Annotated in this window: 7 protein-coding genes; 5 read left to right on the plus strand and 2 right to left on the minus strand. The window is 68.5% G+C overall.

Annotated features, from left to right (window positions below; translation table 11 throughout):
• The 3 genes from ABI385_RS15700 to ABI385_RS15710 form a co-directional block, all read left to right on the plus strand.
• Window positions 1–499 (plus strand): hypothetical protein (locus ABI385_RS15700; RefSeq protein WP_348104700.1); only part of this gene is annotated, 499 nt, incomplete at its 5' end.
• A gap of 826 nt (window positions 500–1,325) precedes the next feature.
• Window positions 1,326–2,114, plus strand: coding sequence for a hypothetical protein (locus ABI385_RS15705; RefSeq protein WP_348104701.1), 789 nt, complete (start codon window positions 1,326–1,328; stop codon window positions 2,112–2,114).
• A 35-nt stretch (window positions 2,115–2,149) separates the two neighbouring features.
• A complete protein-coding gene (locus ABI385_RS15710) occupies window positions 2,150–3,511 on the plus strand; it encodes an O-antigen ligase family protein (protein WP_348104702.1) in 1,362 nt (453 codons plus the stop codon).
• Here the strand turns inward: ABI385_RS15710 and ABI385_RS15715 are convergent.
• Both ABI385_RS15715 and ABI385_RS15720 read right to left on the minus strand, forming a co-directional pair.
• Window positions 3,403–5,208: a hypothetical protein gene (locus ABI385_RS15715; RefSeq protein ID WP_348104703.1), complete on the minus strand. Its 1,806-nt coding sequence runs from the start codon at window positions 5,206–5,208 to the stop codon at window positions 3,403–3,405. The genes ABI385_RS15710 and ABI385_RS15715 overlap by 109 nt on opposite strands.
• A 58-nt stretch (window positions 5,209–5,266) precedes the next feature.
• Window positions 5,267–6,076 carry a hypothetical protein gene (locus ABI385_RS15720; RefSeq protein WP_348104704.1) on the minus strand — a complete coding sequence of 270 codons (810 nt, stop codon included), beginning with the start codon at window positions 6,074–6,076 and terminating at the stop codon, window positions 5,267–5,269.
• A 19-nt stretch (window positions 6,077–6,095) separates the two neighbouring features.
• Here ABI385_RS15720 and ABI385_RS15725 point away from each other — a divergent pair, with 19 nt between their 5' ends.
• Window positions 6,096–6,530 carry a hypothetical protein gene (locus ABI385_RS15725; RefSeq protein ID WP_348104705.1) on the plus strand — a complete coding sequence of 145 codons (435 nt, stop codon included), beginning with the start codon at window positions 6,096–6,098 and terminating at the stop codon, window positions 6,528–6,530.
• The coding region (locus ABI385_RS15730) for a hypothetical protein (protein WP_348104706.1) at window positions 6,527–6,708 on the plus strand (182 nt) is incomplete at its 3' end. The genes ABI385_RS15725 and ABI385_RS15730, both read left to right, overlap by 4 nt.

Genomic DNA, 6,708 nt, shown 5'->3' on the forward strand with positions numbered 1-6,708 from the left:
CGACATCCACGGTTACGGCTCGTCGGGTCCGCGGTTGGCATCGAACACGACGTTGCAGGACTCCTACATCCATGATTTCGTCTGCGCTCCGGGGTGGCACTCCGCAGGAACCACCGCCAACGACGGCGGGTCGAACATCAAGGTGCTGGGCAACAACGTCGACATCAACACCACCGACCAGGGCTGTGCGTCGACGTCCATCGGTGTCGACCCCGACTTCGGTAGCTACAACGGGGTCCTGATCCAGGGCAACCTCGTCAACGGGGGTGCCTACTGCATGTATGCAGCGCAGTACGTCCCCGGCTCACCGTTCGCGCAGTCGCGAAACATCCGGATCGAGGACAACACCTTCGGACGGAAGTACACCTCTGAGTGCGGCTACTTCGGCCCGATCGCCCAGGTGAACGCCGGCTCCAACGGGAACACGTTCTCCGGCAACGTCTGGGGCGGAGGGGCTGCGGCCAACGGCGACCACCGGATCGGTGACCCGATCAGGTGAGTCGCCACGTCCCCACCGTCGACCGGAGGCAGACCTCCTGAGCAGGGACCTCGTCCCCAGACGGGTCTGCCTGCGGTCGATCGCGACAACGGCAGCTACGGTCAGGCTCAGACCGAGGAGAATGGCGATCGCCCGGGCCTGGCTCGGTCGACCCGCGTCGCCAGGGATCTGCGGTGCCTGGGGGCTGACCTGAATCCGGATCCGGTTGGCAGCCAAGACCTGTGCCTCGTCCTCACGGCGCGTGAGGTCTGCGCGGATCCGGTCCACTAGCTCGGCCAACCGGCTGGAGACCGTGCTGGGGTTGGACGAGGTCGCCTCGACGGCCAAGCGGGCCTCCTCGTAGTCGTCGACCCACTGTCCGCCGGCGTTGGGCAGCAGGACGGACCACCCGTCTTCCACCCCGCGGCCAGCAAGGGTGACGCCCGTGGACGACGTCCTCGCGTCGCTCGACGGTCCATGCAGGTCGTCGGCGATGATCCCGGCCGTGGCGACCAGGGCCGGGGTCGTGGACTGGTAGGAGTTCGGGAGATCCTCGTCCTTGGGCAGGGTGAGCAGCACGTCGACCTGGCCGGTGTAGACCACGGTCGGGCGCACCAATAGTCCGCCCGCCAGCGTGAGGACGAGGCCGACGAGAGCCACGAGCCACCACCGGCGAAGCGCGGACATCAGGTCCAATAGCGACATGCAACACTCCTTCCGCACCATCGTCTCAAGGGTCGGGTGCCGACGGTGACAAATTGCCAATCTCGACCCCCCAAAAGCGCCGACCTGTAATCTTTGCTCAAGATTCGGGACAGTCGGTGCCCGGGGAACGAGGGGCGTCACCATGTTCGTCGCAGATCTGCGGGGGGCTCTCGTTCGCCGTTGGTATGCCGTGCTTGCGTGTCTTCTACTCACCGGCGGACTCGTCGTCGCCGGCGCTAAGCTCGTTCACGCGAGCTACCAAGCGCAAGCCTGGGTGCTGCTCCTGCCACCTCAGAGCTCAGTGCCAACGGGGAGCAACCCCTACCTGGCTCTCGGTGGCCTGTCGGCATCCGCCCAGGTCGTCTCACGGGCGATGACCGACGACACCGCCGTCGCCGCATACAAAGCCGCCGGAGTGACGAGCGAGTTCACGGTCGGCTCGGACGTGACCACGAGCGCTCCGGTCATCCTGGTCACGGCCGCGAACGTCGACGCGGCCCGAGCGCGCGCAGATCTCGACGTGATCGTCAACACGGTCGCCCCGACCCTCGTGGCCCTGCAGACCGGCACTGAGGTGCGGCCGTCGGCCTACATCACCTCCCGGATCCTCGCCCAGGACCGCGACCCGGTCCCCGACCGCAAGGCGCAGACTCGGGCCGTGGTCGCGGCGGCGGGCCTGGGCCTGGGCCTGAGCATCGTGCTCGTCGTTCTCCTCGACGCATTGTTGCTGCGCCGCGCCAGGCCCCACCGACATCTGCATCGCATCGGCCGTAGCCGGGCCAGGCCGACGCCGGACGCGAACACGCTGCCCGACGTGGACGAGGACGACAGAGAGCTCGTAACCACGTCGTCGAGCGACCCGGGACGGAGGGTCTCCAGCAACGGAATGCCCGTCGAGCTCGACACAGACCCCATCTCTGCTCTGCGATGACCGTGGGCGCGCAGCCCAGACACAGCCCATGGCCGATGGGCGGGCGCTGGGACGCCACGACGGTGTTGAGCCTCTTCGTCCTGCTGCTCCTGCTGATCCCCTCTCAGCTCGTGATCGGACCGCTCGGCGGAGCGGGGAGCCCAGCACAACTCCTCGGGGTCGGCATGCTGGGGTGGCGCGTCGTTGAAGGAATCCGGCGCCCGGCCCCCCGCGAAGCGGGCTCCGCGCTCCAGTCCCTCACGGTGCTGATCTTCCTCGGAGCCGTTCTCGCCAGCTACATCGCGGGCGCCGCTCGCCAGATCTCCGACGACGAGCTGCGATCCATGCAGATGGGCGTGGTCAGCGTCTGCGCGTGGCTCGGTGTCGTCTTTGTCTGCTCGGACGGCGTGCGGACGCGGACGCAGCTCGACCGCCTGCTCTCGCTATTGACGCTGACGGCCGGGGCCATCGCGGTCCTCGGCATCCTGCAGTTCCTCACGGGAGAGTCGTTCGTCGACAAGATCTCGCTGCCCGGGCTGACCATCAACCACAGCATCGGCGGCATCGACCAGCGCGAGGGCTTCCAGCGGCCGTCCGGCACGGCGGTCCATCCGCTGGAGTTCGGCGCGGTGCTGACCATGGTGTTGCCGATCGCCTTGCACTACGCGTTCCACTCGACTCACCAGAGCGTCATCCGGCGTTGGTGGCCGGCGGTGGCGATCGCGGTCGTGGTCCCGATCTCGATCTCTCGCTCGGCCATCGTGTGCACCGCCGTCGTCCTGGCGTTCCTGATGCCCACCTGGAGCAAGGCCGTCCGTGTTCGGGCGATTGTGGCGATCGCCGGCCTGGCGGCCGCGTTGTACCTCGTCGTCCCCGGCCTGCTGGGGACCTTCCTGGGCTTGTTCACGACGGTCGGTTCAGACAGTAGCGCGCAGTCGCGCACTGGCAGTTATCCCCTCGCGTGGGACTTCATCGAGAAGGCACCGATCTTCGGTCGCGGCTTCCTGACCTTCCTTCCCCGCTATCGCATCCTCGACAACCAGTACCTCGGGTCTCTCATCGATATCGGGTTCGTCGGCGTCGCCAGCCTGTTGGCCGTCTTCGTGACCGCGATCGTGGTCGGCCTAAGAATCCGCCGAGCGGTGTCCGACCCGGTGACCCGCAGCCTCAGCGTCGCGTTGAGCGCCGCTGTGGCTGCCGGAGCGACCAGCTTTGCGATGTTCGACGCCTTCTCGTTCCCGATGGCGGCATCGATGCTCTTCCTCCTGGTCGGGTGTATCGGCGCGCTGCGCGGCCTTTACCGGCGCGGTCAGACGGAGCCGGCGGCTGGTCCAACGAGCGCGTCTGATGCGGCCGAAAGGGTTACGAGAAACCCGACCGAAGATGCGGTCGGCACGGTCCGCCCATCCAGCACCTGATCCAGCCAGTCCTCACGAACGACACCGATCCGTCGTGCGTGCTCCAGCAGCTCCGGATGTTGGCGCCAATGCTGGACGACCAGGTCCGCGATGACCGCCCCGCCCGCAGGCGCTTGGGTCTGGGAAGCGACCCGCTGGGCCACCTTCCGCACGACCTTGCGTCCCAGCAGTGTTGCCTGCCGCACCGCACTGCCCGGGCCGGGGTACGCGTACGACATCGGCGGCGGGCGTCCGTCGAGCGGTAACGTGGCCAGGTCGGGGTCCAGCTCGACCAGGATCCGGCTGAGGTACTGACTGCCCGCCTTCCATCGCGGTGGCACGGAGCGGCCCACCGAGATGAAGCCGACGTCGAGCATCGGGTTGCTGACCAGTCGGTCGTAGCACGTCGACGTCGTCGTCACCCCCGCCCAGCGCTGCATCCGGTGCCAGAGGTAGAAGTCATCGGTAGCCTGCGCCCAGTTCGGCCCCAACCCGTCGAGCGTCTGCGTCAGCCTCTCCAGAGTCGACCTGCGCCGCTCACTAGCGAAATCGTCCTCCAGGACGTCGTCGGGAACCGACTCGTTGGGGAAGAGCCGCCAGGCCGCCAGCCATCGGACCTTGCGAGGACTGACCGTCATCCGCCACGCGGGCCCGACGTAGTAGAAGCCCCGAACCACCTCGCCGCCGAGACCCGACAGACGCGGGCGCTGCTCCACGGACGCCTCGGCGAGGTGCAGTCCCGCCCAGGCCAGTGGGTCGGCGGAGAAGTCCAGTCGCTCGGCCCCGGTGTGGGTAACCTGGTAGGCGTGCTCGGGCGAAGCGGGCGACGTCGCGGCGACGTCGACGACGACATGCGCCATCTCCTCTCGACGCGAGAGATCGGCCGCCATCGCGGCGTCGGGGCTGCCGGGGACCGCCAACGTCATCGCCGTCAGGTAACGCCGGCGCTGTGGGGGGACGGCGGCCAACAGGATGCGGGAGTCGATGCCGCCCGTGAGCTGGAGGAACGAGTCGGGGTGGTCGTCGAGGAAAGAGTTGACCCCGGCGCGCACGATGTCGGTCGCCGCCCCCACCGACGCTGCGAGGTCTCGCGACGCCCGCGTCCCGATGTTCGCCGGCTTCGCTTCGACAAGGACACCGCGCTGCAGAGTCGCGACGGCACCGGGTGCCAGCTTGCGCACGCCGCGGAAGCTCGTCCGCTGTCCGACGTGCCAGCCGAGCAGGCTGATCGTACCCAAAGCCTCCAGGTCGAGTCCGGCACCCAGCAGCCGTGCCAGCGCCGCGCTCGAGGTGGACAGCGCTGCCCAGCCGTCACCGGTGCAGGCATAGATGTGCCGCAACCCCAGCCGGTCCGTCATGGCGCGCAGGGCGTCCCCTGATCGGTCGTAGTGGATGGCGGCGAAGGGCGGCTGGACCTCGTTCAAGGCCGCAGAGCAGGCCGCCTCGTCCCCAGACAGCCATCGCGCGACATCGTCCGCCTGGATGTCCCGGCCCGACACCCGACCGCCCTTGACGAGCTGCACGGAGATCTCGTGGGTCGCGGGCGAGAGTCGATCAGTCGGCTCCGCGCCGACGATCGTGCAGCACCAGTCACTCCCGATGACGTCGACGTGCCGACCTGCGCCGAGCGAGGCCCGGGCCCCCTCGAGCGACGGGCGCGCCTGCACCCACTCCCACGAGACGGCGAGCATCCCACCGCCGATCGTGGTCTGGGTCACCCTGTCAGCATGGCAGCCAGCCGTGAGCCTCGAGGCGGGTTCCCGGAGTTCGGGTGGGTCAGGGAGATACGAGGTCGCCCGTCCGATGTTGGGCGTCGGCCGCTCCTCCCGGACCCCAGGTGTTGTCCGTCCAGACGTTGCCGCCCCCGTCCGCATACTGCGCGACCGGCCCGAACTCACCGCACTCTGGGGAGTACTTACGCCCGAACACGTTGCGCGAGAACCGAATGTTCGTGGCGACCGGGAACTGGCTTCCGGGAGCGAGGACACCCGCATACACGCAGTAGGCGCCGCCATCGAACAGGTTCTCCTCGGTCGTGACGGTGTCGTAGGTGCCGAAGTCCAGGGCGATCTCCCACGAGGCTGTGGTGCACCCGCCCCTCGGGTCGATGTCGAAAGCGTTGTGCCGCACCACGATCCGTGAGCCACCGTCGTTGGCTGAGATCCCAGCCTGGTGCAGCGGCGGAGCGCAGACGAAGTCGTGGACGTACGAGTCCTCGAGGACGTCGTCAGTGGTCAGGCGAGGCCCGCTGCTCGCCATCCCGTGGATGTCCAAGCGGGTGTAGCGGGCTCCGGTCGTGGCCAGCACGGCGATCGACTCCGAAGCCGGTTGGCTTAACCCGTCCATCTCCACATCGGTCAGGGTCAGGCCGGTGTATGCCGTCGGCAGGTCAGCGGCCACCAGCACGTAGGTGCCCGCGCACGCAATTCTCGATCGCCTGATCGTCACGTTGTTCGCGAAGACCTTGACGCACAGGTTGATGTCCAGGGCGTCGAGAACCGCGCCCTCTTCGGTGACGTAGAGGTATGACGTTCCTCCGGCCGAGTCGACATGCCAGCCCGGCCCGCTGCTCAGCTGGCCGGGCACGGACCGCAGCGTCACCCCCGTGTGGCGCCAGCCCGTGCACGAGGCGTCAGGGAAGGACGGCAACGGGGGGCAGACCCCGGACAGCGCAGGGGTCGCAACGGAGGAGGCGGAGGAGGAGGAGACCGGTGCTGCCGTTCCCGTTCCCGTTCCCGATGCGACGGTGCTCTCCTGGGCGGGCCGGCTCGACGCATCCGTGGTGCAGGCGGCACAGACGGAGACTGCGAGCACCACTGCCAACGCCGCCACCACCGCCACGGCCGCACGGGCGAACGTCGAGACGGCGGCCGGCCGTCCGGTGGCCGGAGATCGCGCGGTCGAGGCATACCGGACCAGTCTCACAAACATCGCCGATCCCCCGGGACAACGTGGTGTTGGCTCACTGGCGCATCTCACCAGTCAGGTTAGGACGATTGCCCTGCCCCGCGACGGCCAGTCGACTATTTTGGTGCAGTGACGCAGGTGCACGGTCCGGCGACGGCCGACGAGGCCATCGCGGTCGAGGCGGCGCAGCGCCGGCCGCCGGCCCGCTCGCCCCTCTCCCTCCGACGGGCGTCGTCTCGTGCGCGCGTGCTGATGGTCGTGGCCGCGATCGGCATCACCGCCGTGCTGGGAGGAGCCGCCGCGTTCCTCGT

This window comes from Lapillicoccus sp., assembly GCF_039935575.1.
GTDB lineage: Bacteria > Actinomycetota > Actinomycetes > Actinomycetales > Dermatophilaceae > Lapillicoccus.